At 69.4% G+C, this 14176-nt stretch carries 20 protein-coding genes and 1 tRNA gene; 4 read left to right on the top strand and 17 right to left on the bottom strand.

The window, feature by feature from the left end; translation table 11 throughout:
• Positions 1-76 precede the first annotated feature (76 nt).
• The 14 genes from ACWEJ6_RS21245 to ACWEJ6_RS21310 all read right to left on the bottom strand — a co-directional run bounded on the left by ACWEJ6_RS21245 (position 77) and on the right by ACWEJ6_RS21310 (position 5955).
• On the bottom strand, positions 77-214 hold the full coding sequence (locus tag ACWEJ6_RS21245; RefSeq protein WP_452425581.1) for a hypothetical protein: 138 nt from the start codon (positions 212-214) through the stop codon (positions 77-79).
• Positions 215-224: 10 nt separating this feature from the next.
• Complete coding sequence (locus ACWEJ6_RS21250; protein ID WP_452425583.1) at positions 225-548, bottom strand: hypothetical protein; 324 nt, start codon at positions 546-548, stop codon at positions 225-227.
• On the bottom strand, positions 545-1042 hold the full coding sequence (locus tag ACWEJ6_RS21255; protein ID WP_452425585.1) for a hypothetical protein: 498 nt from the start codon (positions 1040-1042) through the stop codon (positions 545-547). The genes ACWEJ6_RS21250 and ACWEJ6_RS21255 overlap by 4 nt, the downstream gene beginning before the upstream one ends.
• Positions 1039-1542, bottom strand: a complete 504-nt coding sequence (locus ACWEJ6_RS21260; protein WP_452425587.1) for a hypothetical protein — start codon at positions 1540-1542, stop codon at positions 1039-1041. Before ACWEJ6_RS21260 ends, ACWEJ6_RS21255 begins: the two co-directional genes overlap by 4 nt.
• The gene (locus ACWEJ6_RS21265) at positions 1539-2564 is read right to left on the bottom strand and encodes an AAA family ATPase (protein ID WP_452425589.1); all 1026 of its coding nucleotides are present in this window, start codon (positions 2562-2564) and stop codon (positions 1539-1541) included. Before ACWEJ6_RS21265 ends, ACWEJ6_RS21260 begins: the two co-directional genes overlap by 4 nt.
• Complete coding sequence (locus tag ACWEJ6_RS21270; RefSeq protein ID WP_452425591.1) at positions 2564-3031, bottom strand: hypothetical protein; 468 nt, start codon at positions 3029-3031, stop codon at positions 2564-2566. The genes ACWEJ6_RS21265 and ACWEJ6_RS21270 overlap by 1 nt, the downstream gene beginning before the upstream one ends.
• Positions 3028-3240, bottom strand: coding sequence for a hypothetical protein (locus ACWEJ6_RS21275; RefSeq protein WP_452425593.1), 213 nt, complete (start codon positions 3238-3240; stop codon positions 3028-3030). Before ACWEJ6_RS21275 ends, ACWEJ6_RS21270 begins: the two co-directional genes overlap by 4 nt.
• Positions 3237-3578, bottom strand: coding sequence for a hypothetical protein (locus tag ACWEJ6_RS21280; protein ID WP_452425595.1), 342 nt, complete (start codon positions 3576-3578; stop codon positions 3237-3239). Before ACWEJ6_RS21280 ends, ACWEJ6_RS21275 begins: the two co-directional genes overlap by 4 nt.
• Positions 3571-4014 carry a DUF6197 family protein gene (locus ACWEJ6_RS21285; protein WP_452425596.1) on the bottom strand — a complete coding sequence of 148 codons (444 nt, stop codon included), beginning with the start codon at positions 4012-4014 and terminating at the stop codon, positions 3571-3573. Before ACWEJ6_RS21285 ends, ACWEJ6_RS21280 begins: the two co-directional genes overlap by 8 nt.
• Entirely contained in the window at positions 4011-4271 is a 261-nt protein-coding gene (locus tag ACWEJ6_RS21290; protein WP_452425598.1) for a hypothetical protein, read from the bottom strand. The genes ACWEJ6_RS21285 and ACWEJ6_RS21290 overlap by 4 nt, the downstream gene beginning before the upstream one ends.
• Positions 4268-4402, bottom strand: a complete 135-nt coding sequence (locus tag ACWEJ6_RS21295) for a hypothetical protein (RefSeq protein WP_452425600.1) — start codon at positions 4400-4402, stop codon at positions 4268-4270. The genes ACWEJ6_RS21290 and ACWEJ6_RS21295 overlap by 4 nt, the downstream gene beginning before the upstream one ends.
• Positions 4403-4601: 199 nt before the next feature.
• A complete protein-coding gene (locus ACWEJ6_RS21300; RefSeq protein ID WP_452425602.1) occupies positions 4602-5384 on the bottom strand; it encodes a phage antirepressor in 783 nt (260 codons plus the stop codon).
• Positions 5381-5719, bottom strand: a complete 339-nt coding sequence (locus ACWEJ6_RS21305) for a helix-turn-helix transcriptional regulator (protein ID WP_452425604.1) — start codon at positions 5717-5719, stop codon at positions 5381-5383. The genes ACWEJ6_RS21300 and ACWEJ6_RS21305 overlap by 4 nt, the downstream gene beginning before the upstream one ends.
• On the bottom strand, positions 5716-5955 hold the full coding sequence (locus tag ACWEJ6_RS21310) for a hypothetical protein (protein ID WP_452425606.1): 240 nt from the start codon (positions 5953-5955) through the stop codon (positions 5716-5718). Before ACWEJ6_RS21310 ends, ACWEJ6_RS21305 begins: the two co-directional genes overlap by 4 nt.
• 190 nt (positions 5956-6145) lie before the next feature.
• On the opposite strand from ACWEJ6_RS21310, the gene ACWEJ6_RS21315 reads away from it, so the two are divergent.
• The 3 genes from ACWEJ6_RS21315 to ACWEJ6_RS21325 all read left to right on the top strand — a co-directional run bounded on the left by ACWEJ6_RS21315 (position 6146) and on the right by ACWEJ6_RS21325 (position 9720).
• Positions 6146-6625: a helix-turn-helix domain-containing protein gene (locus ACWEJ6_RS21315; RefSeq protein ID WP_452425609.1), complete on the top strand. Its 480-nt coding sequence runs from the start codon at positions 6146-6148 to the stop codon at positions 6623-6625.
• A gap of 548 nt (positions 6626-7173) precedes the next feature.
• Entirely contained in the window at positions 7174-7941 is a 768-nt protein-coding gene (locus tag ACWEJ6_RS21320) for a hypothetical protein (protein ID WP_452425611.1), read from the top strand.
• A gap of 36 nt (positions 7942-7977) precedes the next feature.
• Complete coding sequence (locus ACWEJ6_RS21325) at positions 7978-9720, top strand: hypothetical protein (RefSeq protein WP_452425613.1); 1743 nt, start codon at positions 7978-7980, stop codon at positions 9718-9720.
• A gap of 99 nt (positions 9721-9819) precedes the next feature.
• Here ACWEJ6_RS21325 and ACWEJ6_RS21330 read toward each other — a convergent pair.
• A tRNA-Thr gene (locus tag ACWEJ6_RS21330) sits at positions 9820-9892 on the bottom strand.
• A 40-nt stretch (positions 9893-9932) separates the two neighbouring features.
• Complete coding sequence (locus tag ACWEJ6_RS21335; protein ID WP_452425615.1) at positions 9933-10163, bottom strand: transposase; 231 nt, start codon at positions 10161-10163, stop codon at positions 9933-9935.
• A 133-nt stretch (positions 10164-10296) separates the two neighbouring features.
• Between ACWEJ6_RS21335 and ACWEJ6_RS21340 the strand changes: the two genes are divergently transcribed.
• Positions 10297-10932: a hemerythrin domain-containing protein gene (locus ACWEJ6_RS21340; RefSeq protein ID WP_387679750.1), complete on the top strand. Its 636-nt coding sequence runs from the start codon at positions 10297-10299 to the stop codon at positions 10930-10932.
• Positions 10933-10947: 15 nt separating this feature from the next.
• Here ACWEJ6_RS21340 and ACWEJ6_RS21345 read toward each other — a convergent pair whose 3' ends face one another.
• Positions 10948-14154, bottom strand: coding sequence for a BTAD domain-containing putative transcriptional regulator (locus tag ACWEJ6_RS21345; RefSeq protein ID WP_452425617.1), 3207 nt, complete (start codon positions 14152-14154; stop codon positions 10948-10950).
• Positions 14155-14176: the final 22 nt, after the last annotated feature.

Consider the following 14176-nt stretch of genomic DNA (forward strand, 5'->3'; position numbering starts at 1 on the left):
GAAGTGAGTCTTGGGAGAGCCGCCCCCTCGCCCCGTCCCCCGATAGGTCGGGGCGAGGGAAGCGGAAGATCAGAGGTCAGGCGGTGAAGTGGTTCACAACGGCGATCACGGCCCACAGGCCGACACCCAGAACCACCAGGGCGATCACGGCGCAGATCGCGAACCAGACGTTGAGACAGCCGTCCTTGGGAGGCGTAGGAGTGGGCATGATCATGGCTGCCTCCTTAGGCGGGATGGTCGATGTCGGAGGGGCTGCCGTGCTCGTACTCGGCACCGCGGGCGAGATCGGCTCCCTGGGCGGAGAGGCACGCCTCACAGGTCCCGCACGGGTACAGGCCGGTCCTGCGCAGGCACGGCGTCGGGTCGCACTCGTGACCGACCGGCATCGTCTGCCGGCAGGTGGGGCAGAACGCCACCTCGACCACGCCTTCGAGCAGGTCCAGTTCGACCGAGTGGACGACCCCGCAGGACAGGCAGGCGGCGTCGTCACCATCGATCTCGTGCTGAACCACAGGGCCGCAGGTGGGGCAGGGCAGGTTCGCCTTCACGACGCCACCGCCTCGACGTCGTCGACCCGCAGCCACGTCCCGTCAGGGAGCGGGAGCGCCCAGCCGAGCCAGGCGACCATCACCGGCTCGGTAGCCGGGTCGGTCGTGCCGTTCGTGGACAACACCCACCCGTACGCTGCCGCTTGGCACTCCCACGGCTTGAGCGTCACCTCGCCGTGGCAGCCCGAGACGGGCGTACCGCACAAGGTGATCAAGTTGGAGATGACGTTCGCCGCACGTGAGCCGCCCTGCCCCCGATTGCGCCGGTGGTGGACGTTGCCGCCGCCGTTCAGGACGACGCCGCACATCACGCACGTGTCGTTGTCGCGGCGACGAGCCTGGACCTTCAGCGCGTCCAGGCCGCGGTTGGTCTTGGCCTGCTTGGAGGCGCTCCGCTTCGGCGGGTTCGGGGCGGTCTTGAAGCCCTTGCCCCGCGGCATGGGCTTCTTCGGCTTCAGCTCCGTGTACCGCTTCAGCGGCCCGCCGGGCTTCACTGCTCCCCCGCTTCGATAGCGGGCTGCAGGAACCGCTCCAGCGCTTCCGTGACCTGCCCAGACCGGTAGGCGGCAGCGATGGCGTCCTCCGCCCCGTCGGCGACCTTCGTGATCGAGTACGGGTCACCGACACCGACCTCGACGCCGGCGACCTCCGAGCCGTCCGTGTCGACGGGGTGCCCGTGGCGTTTGCAGTCGTCCAGGATCTTCTTCTCGAACGCCGGCCGGACCGACGTGGACGTAACCTCCTCGACCTCACCCGGGTAGTGCATGGCCACCCAGGCGACGAACTTGTCCCGGTCCGTCACCCGGGCGGACACGCGGCCCTTCGCCTGAGTGACTGCCCCGGCGACTGTCCCGTCCGGGAGGACCGCGTTCGTGCGGTCCCCCGGCAGGGCGGTCTGACGGAGCTCAGCATCAGCGTTGTCCTTGGCCTGCTTCAGACGGGCGGTAATGACCTTGAGCACGACCTCGGCCAGCGCCACATCGTTGGAGATCACGCGGCAGCCCCGTTCGACTCGGCGCTCATCTCGTGGTTGAGCTGCTGGATCCGCTGGTTCACGTACGCGGCCTCCGCGTCGCTGATCTCCCTCGCCTTCAGCAGCGGGTTGATCGCAGCCCACACGCCACGCAGGGCGTCGACGTTGGCGGCGTTCTCGGCCTCGCCGAGCAGCTTCCGCGCAGACTCGGACAGGTTGTCCAGGTCAGGCGACTCAGCGCCCGGCTTCATCTCCGTCATGTCGCGCACGTTCGCCGCGGACGGGTCGCACTTGAGCGCGTCGAAGATGAGCCGCTCCAGCGTGAAGTCAGGCATCGGCTGTGGCTTGTCCACGCCCGGCTTGATGCCGGCGTGGACAGAGCGGGCTCCCACCACGATCGGCGGGTGGTCGCGGGACAGGCGCACCCACACGGACGCGTCGTAGGAGAGGTTCTTGTGCCCCTCCACCTTGTAGTCCTTGCTGCCCTCGACCGGCCTGCCCGAGCTGTCCAGCGAGGCGACCTCTTTGCCTCGGGCGGTCATGACCACGATCCCGGGGAAGGTCATCAGCATCGTCATGAGGCGGCGGTGCCTCGCCGTGGCGTCGTTCCAGAGGTTCATCGGGATCTGCACCTCAGCGTTGGGGTCACGCTGAAGCCGCTGCTGGTTCGACCTCGACCCCTTGGCGCGGTTCGCCGCCCAGTCCTTCAGCAGGTCCCACTCGGCGGTCATCGAGTCGATGACCAGCACCACGGGCGGTTCACCAGCGGCGGCGGCGCGGGCGGCCTCCTGCCGGATCTCGGCGACCTGGCCGATGATGTCCTGCCAGGTGCCGTCGTGCTCGACCACTAGGTAGCGGGCTCCGGGGATGGCACCGTACTCGTCGGCAGCGCCCTCATTGAGGTCGATCCAGTACGTCTGGCCGACCTTCTCCGACGCGGACAGTTCGGCCGCGGCCCAGCTCTTGCCAGCTTTCTCGCCGCCCTCCAGGAGGATCAGCGGCCACGGCACCGCACCCGTGGGCCTACGGGTCCTGATCGCCATCAGGCCACACCTCCCTTGCGCTGGCGCTCCCTTGCGCAGGTCACGCAGCGACGACACCTCGGCTGCTTGGGTGAGCGGTATGTGTTCTCGGGGGTGTACTCGTGGCCCCGGGGGCAGTGGGTGATGGCCTCTCCCTGACGGCGTAGGTTCTCCACCTGCGTGACCGGCTCCAGATGCCAGGGGTTCACGCAGGGCTTGTTCCGGCAGAGGTGATCCACCTGGAGGCCGTTGATCTCCATGTCGGGAGCCCAGAGCATCAGCGAGGCGCGATGCGCGAGGAGGCTGCGTCCGCCCATGTTGAAGTAGCCGTAACCGGCCAACTGGCGGCCTCGGGTCCACTCCCAGCAGCCCCCGTCTGTCACGCGGATCTTGCTCATGAAGCGATCGGCTTCGCGCGAGGCGTCGATGTGCCAGCGCCGCAAGTCGCGCCGATCGTCCTTGGTCGCCGGCTCGAACGTGAAGGTCACTGCTGCTCGTCTCTCTCGTCGTTGGGGGTGTAGGTCTGGAGGGGGCGGGAGTGCTCGCGCCAGGCGGCTACAGCGCCGGCGCACACCTCCCGCCGGTCCACGTCCAGACGGGAGTGCAGGGCGCCGGTCACGGCCAGCTCGCGCACGTCGTGCTCGGTGAGGCGCATCTGTGTGGCGGCGTCAGTGATGGACAGCCAGTTGGAGGTCATGACGCCTTCACCTCGATGGGTGTCAGGCAGTCGCACCCATAGGCGCTGCATTGCTGCGTGAACGTCTTGCTCGGCTCCCACTCCCCGAACTTCCGGCCGGTGTGCTCGTTGACGACCAGGTGCCCGCACTCGCAGCGGGCCCGGAGGTCGTCTTCGTCCCACCAGGTGTGGCCGCGCTTGTCGCCCGGGACGACCGCCTCGACGCGGTATCCGACGCACTCGCCCATGCCGTCGAGTTCGCCTTCATCCATGAGCAGCTCGGCGTCGTCGGCGGATTCGGCGGTGACGCGGTACTCGTACTCCAGCAGGGCGCGGATGATGAACTCCTGCTCAGGCATGTGCCGCTCCCGCCTGCTCGGCGAGACGGGCAGCCTCAGCCAGCGCCTCGAACACCGCGGCGTCGGTAGGCGCGGTCTGGTATTCCGGGTCGAGGCTGAGGTCGAGCGTCTTCGGCCCGTCATTCCATCCGCTGACCAGGTCGATCAGGCTGCCGGCGTCGAGCTGGTCAGCGCGGATGTCCGGATCGATGACCTGGGCCAGTAGCTGGCCCGCACTCACCAGCACGTCATCGACTGGCTCGTACTCGTCCGGGTCCGTGTCCTGGAGCTCCGACCAGTAGTACGGGGTGTACCCGGCGGCGACACCCATCGCGCCGAGCACGCAGCACCGGCCGTCGTACTCGTAGTCCCCGAAGGCGCGGCCCCGCTCCTTGAGCACATCGATCGTTCCGCGTAGGACACCGATCGGGCTGGGGATGACAGAGATGAGAGTCACGCCGCCACCTCTTCACCCATCTGAGCGGCCAGGTCAGCGCGCCGCGCCTGATCGATCAGCTGGTCGCGCAGATCGCCGGCCGCGCGGATGTTGTCGTCGTCCTCGACGCCGTCGGCGACGCGCACCGCTCTGGCTGGGGTAAGGCCGTACTGGTCGGCGAGGATCGCGGTGAGCAGCGACGTGCGCAGGCGAGGACCTCCGTCGTCGTACTGGTGCTCGTAGACGAAGGCGGCGAGCGCCTCCAGGGCGGGGCTCATTGGGCCTGCTCCGTGCGCTGCTCGATCACCGTGACGACGGCCTCGTACACGCTGGGCGTCTCGCGCTTCATCCACTCGAAGAACTCGATCTGGCGCTGCCAGTCCTTCAGGGTGGGCGGTATCTTGTTCATGACTTGCTCGCTCTCTTGTCGTGGTCCGACTTGCGGTTGAGCGGGTGGTCAGCGAGGTCAGCCCTGTCCGGCTGGCCTCGCGCTTACTTGCAGGGCTTGTGGTGACGGCCCACGTACTCGCTGGCGTCGGCCTGGCGGCGCTCGATGCAGCCGACACGCCAGCCGGCGATCACCTGGAAGCGGAAGCGCTCAGCGCGGCTCATGCGGCGTCTCCGATCAGGGAAGAGAACGGAGCGGTACCGCCGAGCTTCTTGTGCAGGTAGCGCAGCCCGTCGACCGTCAGCCGGACCTGCTGCGTCAACTGCTCCTCATGCGTCCGCGGGTTCTTGTACGAGCGGGACCGGAGCTGGACGTGCCGCTCGTGAGCGGCGTACGGGATATCCCGCGAGTCGATCAACTTGAGGTCGCGCAGCGTCTGGAACAGCCGGTTCTGGCCGGTCGAGATGGCCGGGTCACGGTTGAGGACGAACGCGGCCTCGCGCACCGAGTAGTCGCCATGCGCGGACGCGAGCACGTCCCACGACGACGCCTTCGGCTCCAGCTCGCCGATCCGCTCGTTCGCCTTGTCGATCGCGCGAGCCTGCCGGGCGGCAAGCTCCAGCGCGTCGGCGTACGTGCGGGGGATCTCGAACTGCGGCTGCACCAAGTACGAGCCCGCCCTGCGGATGGCCGGCAACACCTCATCCGTGACCCAGTCCTGAAACTGCTCAGCGAACGTCGTGTTGCTCCGCATGATGAGCCGGTAGAGGCCAGCCTCGGAGATCAGGACCGTCTGCGGGTCGAGGCCCAGCTCAGCGAGGGGGAACGATTCGTTACCCCCCTTATGACGTGCAGGAACGTGGTCCTTGATCGCCTTGCGGGTGTTGGCGTACGCCAGGATGGTCGCCGCGTCCTTGCCGACGAACCACGGCTCGCCGTCAAGCAGAATCGACCTGACGACCTGGCCAGTGACCGGAAAGCGGAAGGGCTGGATGTCGCTCATGCCGCCCCCTCGCTGCGGTAGAGGCGGGACACCGTGAAGTCGGCGACCGGCACGTTCGGGTTCGTGGACGCCGGCGGGCGCTTGCGCTGCGTGGTGCGCTTGGGCGGAGCCTGCTCGCGCCGCTGCGCCTTGGACTGCTCGCGCGGCTTGGCCTGCTTCGGCTCCTGGGCGGCCCCGGCGATGATCTGGGCGATCTGCGCCTCGGTCCAGAACACGTGATGGCCGAGCTTGCTGCGAGGGATGTTGCCGGCCGCGCCCTGCTGGTACATCCAGCTTGGGCTTTTGCCGATGAGGGCGGCGGCCTGGCGCACGTCGTACCTGACTGGCGGAGTCACGCCGACTCCTTCTCGGGCACGTGGCAGACCTCGAATATGTCCCCGAACTTGAGTCCGTCGATCTGAAGCAGCAAGCCGAACAGCTTGGGGCCAGGGGACGACAACCCTCGAACCGCTCGACTCCATGTGGCTTCGTTCACGCCGACTCGTTCGGCCACTTCCCGCGATGTGGAGCACTTGAAGCGCTTCATGAGCAGGTCGTTGACGCCTTGGCGGATGCGGATGGTGGGTGCCATGTTTCCCTCCTTTCCTTGCGTGCAAGCCACATTAGTCACGTGCATGCGCCTTGCGCAAGGCTCATGTGCATGATCGTCGGAGTCATGAAGCTGTAAGGAAGGGGAAACGGTCTGCATATAGGGTCTGACCAGTACCCTTGCGCCGGACGCAAGCTAGACAAGGCTTGCGCAAGGCTCTATCGTCATGCACATGGTCAAGACGCCTGACTGGCCAGCCGACCGTTTCAAGGCGCTCATCGACCGCATCCTTGACGAGACTGGCCTGAACAAAGCACAGCTCGCTGCACTAGTGGGGATCAACCCCTCACAGGTGAGTCGCTGGTACAGCGGCGCCACCCGGCCAAGGTTCGAGACGCTCACCGGCCTCGGCGCCGCACTCAGAGACCGACATCCCCAACTACGCCTCGGCCCAGCCGACCTGACGGCTGCCGCCGGCTACTCCACCGAGGACGCCATCCCCTTCCCCGCCCCGCCTCAGGTCGAAGCGCCGGCCCTTCCGTCCCACCTGGCCGACATCGAGGACCCCACCCCCAAAGAGGCCGCGATGCTCCGTTATCTGGCATCGATGCAGGAAGAGATCCGACAGCTCAATAAGAAGGTCGACGCCCTGACCGCTGAGCGTGATCGTGACGACTTGGAGAACGGAGCTTCTCAACAGAAGGGCGCGTGACGGCGGAATACCTGTCCGAAACTAGGGCAAGCGCGACACTTATTGTCACAGAATGACCACAATCACGTGCGGGGCATAGACCACTCACGGGGCCCAGGCGTCACATAAAGGTCCCGACAGCTCATAAAGGCGAGGGATAGCACAAAAGTACGCATCAAGGGGAGGTGCGGACGTTTGATGACGTCCCCGAGCAACGAAGCTCCTTCTACCAATCCCTCCTACAACAGCCTGATCCGACGCGCGTTACGGCACATCAGCCGATCCTCAGCGCGCGAACGAGCCCTCGCACAGGTGGTGGCCTCCACCGAACTAGAACTCGACGAAGCCAGACGCCGGGCCAGCATCGGCGCCCAAGGGGAGGAGGTCCCCGAGCAGATCACGCACGCCCTACGGTCCCCTAAGGGCGTCGACCCTACTGTGATCGTCTACCACGACGGCATGACGATCAAAGCCAACCTCTATTCCCAGGGAAAACGAAACCCTCGCCGAGAAGCAGCGGTCTGGCGTTGCATACGCGAGACCGCCATTCGGGCACGGGAGCAGCTCCCGTGACCGAGAACCAGCGCGACAACGTGCACGAATACAGGCGTGAGCGGTTAGAGCCAGAAATCGCCGCCATGTCTGTAGAGATCGACGAAGAAGACAACCCCATTGTGATCGTCAATATCGACGACCCCGCCGCCAAGAAAGCGATCAAGAAGGTGATCGTGTGGCTTGGCGGCATCACCGGGCTCGCCTGGCTCCGCGAATGGGCCGCCGAGTCAGCGCAACGACAGATCGCCCTAGCGGCGGCCAGTACTGCCGCAGTTGTCATCGCCGGCGCAGCAGTAATGACGGACGTGACTCGGCACGACGTGGCCCCCGCGCCTCCCATCACTGCCGAGAGGATCGTCACTCTTCCTCCGCTGCCCCCAGTCACGATCACCGCGGTTCCGTCCACACCTGCAAAGCCGTCACGCCGGCGAACCACCGCCGGGCAGGCAGATGGCGAGGACGAGCCGCCTCCTTCGACGGCGCCCCCGCCGAGACTCGTGACCACCCCGAGGTCGTCCTCCACAGCCGCCCCTGCCACATCGCCGCGCGCTCACACGACGAAGCCGACTGCTTCGCCCAAGACCGCAGAACCCGATGGCCGCCACGGCGACGCAGACTCGCGCGAGAGAAGCGCAGCGCCACCAGCCACCACGCCACCGTCCCCGCAGCCCACCGCTCAACCGGAACCCACTCCGGAGCCCACGGTGGCCGCGGCTCAGGACTGCGACGGCGTGGTGGAGGTTGACCTGGATCCGCTGCTGGATCTGTGCCTGCTCGGCTAGCCTGCGCCTAATCCCTCACCCTCAAGGAGCTCCCCCATGGCGTTCCATCAAGTGCGCGCTGACGGCCGGATCGTCGCGCGCTGGAAGAGAGCAGACGGCACTTTCGGAACCAAGTCCCGCCACCCCGACACGAGCGAGTACTGGAAAGACGGCGAGGAGGCCGAGCGCTGGGGCGAGTGGATGGAGGACCTCGAACGCCGGGGACTCGCCCCCGACTACTCTCGCAAGCGCAAGAAGCCTGCCCCAGAGCCCGAACCTGAGCAGGCAGACGACGGCGTGACCGTCAACGAGTGGTTCGCTCGCTGGTGGGAAGGGCTCGACGTCGGCCTGAGATCCCGCGGCAACTATGCCTACCTGTTCCGCGCCCACGTCCTGCCGGAGTGGGGGCACTGGAAGCTCGCCGACATCAAGGCCAGCGACGTCAACGCCTGGGAGCAGCGCATGCTCAAGGCCGGGTACGCCCGCGACGGCGTCGCATCCGGCGCTCGCACCAGGCTCGCTACGCTCCTCGGCGACGCAGTCACCGAAGGTCTGATCGGCTCGAACCCTGCGCTGCGGCAGCGGCACCGTGGGCGCCGCTCCGGCGTCGGTACTGCGGGCCGCGGCCGGGAGAAGACCGCCATCACGCCGTTCGAAGCGCTCTGCCTGGCCGAGCGCATGGGAGTGCTGTCCGGGCGCGACGACGAGACCATCGCAGGTCTCTTGGCGGCCTGGGGGGCGCTCCGGTACGGCGAACTCATCGGCCTGCAGCGTGAGTATGTCAAGCTCGGCCGCCTCCGCATCGACTGGCAGCTCATCGAAGACAGCGGCAAGTTCTACCTCGGGCCGCCCAAGGACGACAGCAACAGAGACGTCGACCTGCCCGCGTTCCTGCAGAGCCTGCTGAACCGGCAGATCGCCGCCCATCCGGACCAGCGGTGCCGGTGCAAGCCGGTGACGGTCGAGGGCCAGGAGGAGCAGCCGTGCCAGGGTGGCGGCCCCTTCGTGTTCCTGGGCGAACGTGGCGGCCACCACCGCAACTCCAACTTCGCCCGACGGGTGTTCGACCCTGCCGCGGACGGCTGGTACCCGACGTCGAAAGGCAAACGCGGAACGGCTAAGAACCGCAAGGAGGATAAGAACCAAGCCGCCTACAAGCCGGTCCTTGTAGAGCTCGCCAGTCCGTGGCCGGGAGCTCCCGTTCCGGCGTGGCCGGCGGCTGTTCCTGGGCAGCCGTTTGAGCATCCTCCTCTGCGCGGGTATCAGCGGCGGCCTCTTGGGCTTGGCGTGAACGCGGCGTCCTCTCGCGCCCAGTTGGTGGCGTTCGCCATCCGACAGGGCATCCCGGAGGAGCAGGCGCACGATCTGACGCGGGAGGCGATCCTGGACCTGTTCGTCCGCTCCCGCTACGTGTCGGAGGGGGCGCCGGTCGCGTCGTGGCTGCCGGTCAAGGAAGGGCTGACCCCGCACGACCTTCGGCACGCGCACAGCACGTGGCTGATGGATCTGGGGACGCCTCTGCAATTGCGTGACGACCGGATGGGGCATGCCTCGCCGGAGATGCGCGGCATGCGTGGAACGTACACGCATGTGTCGCGGGAGTCGCGGGCTTGGTTGCGGGACCAGCTGGAGCGGTTATGGCAGGACGCGCTCGCGCGACGGGCGTGGTTCGGTCTCCATTCCCCTGTCGCTGTCTTGGACGAGTTGCTAGCTCCGTTCCGTGACGGAGAGCGGGAGCCGATCGCCCCGTTCGAGGCTCGCGGAGAGATACTCCAATTCCCTACTTCGCGTGCGGGTTAATGGGCTCTCATCGCGAATCCATCGCGAAAAGCTCTGGACAACGAGAAACGCCCGGCTCCGAGATTCCTCGGACCGGGCGTTTTGCCTGTTCAGAATGCGAGCCCCCAAACGGAATCGAACCGTTGACCTTCTCCTTACCATGGAGACGCTCTGCCGACTGAGCTATAGGGGCCTGTCCGCTCGCTGCGGACAGGTGTAACCATACACGGCACTCAGCCATGATGCGAACTCGTACGGGCCTCCACCGCGCCGCCGGATCCGCGGCGCGCGGCGAGATCGATCACCTCGCACAGATCGGCCAGGTCGACGTGCGCGGCCACCTCCGCCACCGAACGGCAGTCGGCGACCAGCCACCCGTTCCTGCGCACCCGCAGCACCTGCCGGCCCGCCCGCATCACCGGCACGACCTCGACGCCGTCGAGGCCGACCCATCGCCTGTCCATAGCGGCACACCCTAGCCGCCGGGTCTCTCAATTTCCGTCCGCCACAGGCGTTACCGCCATGCCAAGTCGGCACCAAGAGGCGTCTAAGAGCCGCGTCCCACGCTGGTGCCAAACGGACAGAAGGAGCACCGAAATGGCACCCAACATGCTCGGCTTCCGCATCACGCACCGGGCCATGCGCGGGGACACCCGCCGTCTGGCCGAGGTGATGAGCGCGATCGCCGCCGGCGAGCAGCCTGCCGGTCAGGAGCGGCTGCGGGCGATCGCGACGTTCACCGCCAAGCTGTGCGCGGGCATCCACCACCATCACCAGGCCGAGGACAACGTGTTGTGGCCGGTCATCGTGCGCTCGGCGGGCGCCGAGGTGGACCTGAGCGACCTGACCGACGACCACGCGGCGCTCGACCCGCTGCTGGAGGAGATCACGACGGCCGCGGCCCAGCTCGGCTCCGACGGGCAGGCGGCCCGGCGGATGGCCAAGTCCCTGGCCGCGCTCGCCGACCTGCTGGACGAGCACATCGAGGAGGAGGAGCGGCTGATCTTCCCGGTCGTCGCCAAGTACGTCTCGGAGGCGGACTGGGAGAAGGTCGAGACCGAGGTCAGGAAGGGCGGGGACGTCCGGTTCGACCTGCCGAGGATCGCCCAGTACGCGCAGCCGGAGGAGCTGGCCGAGCTGCGGCGCCTGGCCGGGCCGGTGCTCGTGGTGCTGCTCGCGCTCATGGGGCGCGGCCACCGGCGCCGCCAGAGCCTGATCTTCGGCACGCCGTGAGCCTCCTGGGACGGCTCAGCGGCGCGCCCGGCGGCGGGCGGCCTGCGCCCAGTGGGGCGAGCCGACGCGCTCGGCGACCTGCAGGGCCTGCGCGTAGTGGCCGTCGGCCGGCAGCCCGAGCAGCTCGGCCAGGTCTCCGAGCACCAGCGCGACCGGTCCGAGCGTGACGGACCCGCTGCTCATCCCGGCCAGCTCGTCCGCCCACGGCAGCAGGACGCGGTAGGAGCGTGCGGCCACCTCGCGGTCCTCCAGGGCGACGGCGGTCTGGCCGCGCAGCGCCTGCCACATCAGCCAGTAGTAGTTGCGCGGCAACCACGACTCGGGCCGCCACACCCGCCGGGCCGCGTCCAGCTCGCCCGCGGCCGCCAGCGCCCCGGCGTAGATCTCGTGCACGGTGGCGCTGTTCACGCGTTCCCGGATGGCGGCCAGCTCGTCGAGGGAGTCGCGGACGTTCCCGCGGGCCATCCGGACGGCGAACCTGCCCAGAGCGCCCATGGCCCGCGCGTTGACGCCGCCGCGCTCGGCCATCTGCTCGGTGAGCCCGGTGTAGACGGCCTCCGCCTCGTCGAACTCGCCCTCGACCAGCTTCCGCAGCGCGCCGAACAGCGCCAGGATGGCCAGCGACATGCCGAGCTGGCCGCTGGTGGACACCGCCACGCCGCTGTCGGCGTGCCGCCTGGCCGCCTCCAGGTCGGTGCGTCCGAGTGCGGCCATGAGCAGCGCGCAGTGGCCCAGCGTGAGGTAGCCGACGAGCCGGTGGGTGCGGCCCAGCTCCAGCAGCTCGGCGCCGACGGCCTCCAGCTCGTCCCGCCGTTCGGGGCTCAGCACGGCGAAGTAGCGGGCGTTGAGCGCCAGGCAGAGCAGGTCGGGACGGCCGAGGCGGCGGGCCAGGGCCACGGCCTCGGCGCCGGCGGCGTCCACGCGGTCGTCGTCGTGCCCCTCCAGCTCGAACACGAGCGCGGCCAGCAGGCGGCAGCGCGTCTCGTCGTCGGGACCGGCGGCCAGCTCGCGTTCCACGGCCTCCATGAAGTCCCGGTTGTAGAGGGAGTCCACCTGGATCGTCCAGACCACGGGGGCTTCGTAGGAGGTCAGCGCGCGGGCGAGCGCGCCGCGCGGGGCGGCCAGCTCGACGGCCCGCGTCCTGGCGGCCAGCGCGCCCAGCACGTCGCCGGCGTGGCCCAGCGCCGACACCAGTCCGCACAGCAGGTCGAGCCGGGTCGCGTCGTCGGTGGCGAACTCCAGCGCGGCGCGCCACAGCGCCGCCGCCTCGCGGTGCGCGTGCAGGCCGGACGCCTGGACGGCCGCCGCCTTGGCGTACCGGACGGCGTCCGGCACGGCGGCCTCCAGCGCGTGGTGCGCCAGGGCCGCCACGTCGTTGGGCCGCAGCCGCTCCAGCACCGACACCACGCGCCCGTGCAGCCTGGTCCGGCGGATCCGCGCGGTGTCCTCGTACAGCGCCTGCCTGACCAGGACGTGCGTGAACCTGACGCGGCCCGGCCCCGGCTCGGCCAGCAGGCCCGTCATGACGCCGGCCTCCAGGCCGTCGAAGACGGTGTCCTCGTCGCCGTCGTGCAGCGCGATCAGCACGTCCACGTCGGCGTCCCTGCCGACGACGGCGGCGTTGCGCAGCACGGTCTGGGCGGTCGCGGGCAGGCGGGTGATGCGGCGGCGGATGAGGTCGCGCACGCCGGGCGGCAGCGCCTCGGCGGCCTGCGGCCCCTCGGACGCCAGCAGGCGGGCGATCTCGCAGACGAACAGCGGGTTGCCGAGCGTGCGGTCCAGGACCGTGCGGACGGTGGCGGGGTCGAGGCCGGCGCGCTGTGAGTGGCGTTCGAGCAGCGTGGCGACGGCGGCCTCGTCGAGCCCGGCGAGCTCGACGTGCCTGCTGCCGGTGGCGAGCGCGGCCAGGGTGGCGGACAGGTCCTCGGTGGTCTCGGCCGGGCGGTAGGTGGCGACGACCAGGATCCGCGCGGCGGGGTCCAGGTGCCGCAGCAGGTGCAGGGTCTCGCCGTCGGCCCGGTGGACGTCTTCGAGCACCACGAGCAGCGGCGCGCAGCCCGCCAGGTAGCCGGCCACGGCCCTGGCCAGCTGGAACTGGTTCTGGATGGCGACGCCGTCGTTCAGGAGGGGGGCCAGGCGGGCCGCGTCGGCGGCGGCGGGCGGCCGTACGGCGGCGAGCTGCCGGACGATCTCGCTCCACGCCCAGGCGGGCGGCGCGTCACCGTCGATCTCGGGGCAGCGTCCGAACGCGACCCGCCACCCGCGCTCGGCCAGCTCGGCCGCGAACGCCTCGGCCAGCGCGCTCTTGCCCGCGCCCGGCTCGCCGCCCAGCCAGACCGTGCGCCGGAAGGGCCGCACGGCCTCCTCCCGCAGCGCGGCCAGCTCGCGGGCCCGGCCCACGATCGAGGGCTCCTGCGCGGCCACGGGCCGTTCCTGGACGTGTTCGACGACCTCGGGCGCGTGCAGGGACTCGGATTGGCGGAGGATGTCCTGTTCGAGCGCGCGCAGGGCCGGGCCGGGATCGACGCCTAGCTCCTCGGCCAGGTTCTCGCGGGCCTGGCGCAGCACGGCCAGCGCCTCGGCCTGGCTGCCGGCTCGGTAGAGGGCCAGGGCCAGCAGGCGGACGGCGTTCTCGCGCAGCGGGTGGGCGTCGGCGTGGCCGCGCAGCTCCGGCACGGCCTCGGCGTGGCGGCCCATCAGCAGCGCGGCCTCGGCGCGGTACTCGACGGCGACGAGCCTGAGCTCGGCCATCCTGGCCGCCTCGGGCGCGGCCCACTCCTCGGTGAACTCGGCGTAGGCGGCGCCCGTCCACAGGCCGAGCGCCTGGTCGAGCAGGTCATGGGCGACGGCGCCCGCGCCCCGCTTGAGCGCCGCGCCGGCCGCGTCGATGAGGCCGGGCAGCCGCCAGGCGTCCACGGCCTCATCGGGCAGGCAGAGCCGGTAGCCGGGCGGGGCGCTGACGATCACTCCGGCGGGGGCGCGCGGCGGCCGGTCGGGTTCGAGGACGCGGCGCAGGTTCGAGACGTAGACCTGGAGCGCGGCCAGGGCCTTGGGCGGCGGCTGCCCCTGCCACAGGTCCTCGATGAACCGGTCGGTCGAGACGACCTGGCCGTCGGCGGCGACCAGGCGGGCGAGCACGGCGCGCTGCCGGGCGGAGCCCAGGTCGAGCCGGCGGCCGTCCAGGGTGGCGTGGAGCGGTCCAAGGAGGTGTAACTGGAGCATGGCACCCTTTTTCCGTACCGGT

Source organism: Nonomuraea sp. NPDC004702 (genome assembly GCF_053601695.1).

What these genes read in the sequence shown, in the direction of transcription:
- ACWEJ6_RS21310 (WP_452425606.1), bottom strand. Translation starts at nt 5,955, where the DNA reads ATGGCACCCACCATCCGCATCCGCCAAGGCGTCAACGACCTGCTCATG.
- ACWEJ6_RS21275 (WP_452425593.1), bottom strand. Translation starts at nt 3,240, where the DNA reads ATGACCTCCAACTGGCTGTCCATCACTGACGCCGCCACACAGATGCGC.
- ACWEJ6_RS21290 (WP_452425598.1), bottom strand. Translation starts at nt 4,271, where the DNA reads ATGAGCCCCGCCCTGGAGGCGCTCGCCGCCTTCGTCTACGAGCACCAG.
- ACWEJ6_RS21300 (WP_452425602.1), bottom strand. Translation starts at nt 5,384, where the DNA reads ATGAGCGACATCCAGCCCTTCCGCTTTCCGGTCACTGGCCAGGTCGTC.
- ACWEJ6_RS21325 (WP_452425613.1), top strand. Translation starts at nt 7,978, where the DNA reads ATGGCGTTCCATCAAGTGCGCGCTGACGGCCGGATCGTCGCGCGCTGG.
- ACWEJ6_RS21280 (WP_452425595.1), bottom strand. Translation starts at nt 3,578, where the DNA reads ATGCCTGAGCAGGAGTTCATCATCCGCGCCCTGCTGGAGTACGAGTAC.
- ACWEJ6_RS21340 (WP_387679750.1), top strand. Translation starts at nt 10,297, where the DNA reads ATGGCACCCAACATGCTCGGCTTCCGCATCACGCACCGGGCCATGCGC.
- ACWEJ6_RS21335 (WP_452425615.1), bottom strand. Translation starts at nt 10,163, where the DNA reads ATGGACAGGCGATGGGTCGGCCTCGACGGCGTCGAGGTCGTGCCGGTG.
- ACWEJ6_RS21315 (WP_452425609.1), top strand. Translation starts at nt 6,146, where the DNA reads ATGGTCAAGACGCCTGACTGGCCAGCCGACCGTTTCAAGGCGCTCATC.
- ACWEJ6_RS21295 (WP_452425600.1), bottom strand. Translation starts at nt 4,402, where the DNA reads ATGAACAAGATACCGCCCACCCTGAAGGACTGGCAGCGCCAGATCGAG.
- ACWEJ6_RS21265 (WP_452425589.1), bottom strand. Translation starts at nt 2,564, where the DNA reads ATGGCGATCAGGACCCGTAGGCCCACGGGTGCGGTGCCGTGGCCGCTG.
- ACWEJ6_RS21245 (WP_452425581.1), bottom strand. Translation starts at nt 214, where the DNA reads ATGATCATGCCCACTCCTACGCCTCCCAAGGACGGCTGTCTCAACGTC.
- ACWEJ6_RS21345 (WP_452425617.1), bottom strand. Translation starts at nt 14,154, where the DNA reads ATGCTCCAGTTACACCTCCTTGGACCGCTCCACGCCACCCTGGACGGC.